Source organism: Pseudonocardia sp. EV170527-09 (assembly GCF_008369905.1).
GTDB lineage: Bacteria > Actinomycetota > Actinomycetes > Mycobacteriales > Pseudonocardiaceae > Pseudonocardia.
The window spans coordinates 1-251 of sequence record NZ_VRMC01000578.1; the positions used below are offsets into that span (position 1 = coordinate 1).

Annotated in this window: 1 protein-coding gene; it reads left to right on the plus strand. The window is 55.0% G+C overall.

Translation table 11 applies throughout. From position 1 onward, the window contains the following. Positions 1–19: 19 nt before the first annotated feature. The coding region (locus FVA95_RS30175) for a MarR family transcriptional regulator (RefSeq protein WP_205016096.1) at positions 20–251 on the plus strand (232 nt) is incomplete at its 3' end.

Sequence of the window (251 nt, forward strand, 5' to 3'; positions counted from 1 at the left end):
GGTCGCAGAGCGTTCCCTAGTGAATCCGCTCGACATTTCCTGGCTGCAATACGATGTTCTCCTCCAGCTGGACAGAGAACACGAGATGCTGCCATCTGAGCTCAGTCTCGTCATGGGGATCTCACGCACGAAACTGTCTAAGGCGTTAAAGAGCTTGAAAGTTATGGGCTACGTTCGCCAGACCCCAAGCAAGTCAGACGGCAGAGAGCTGCGCACGTCCATAACTGAAAGCGGCAGACGCTTGCTCGAGG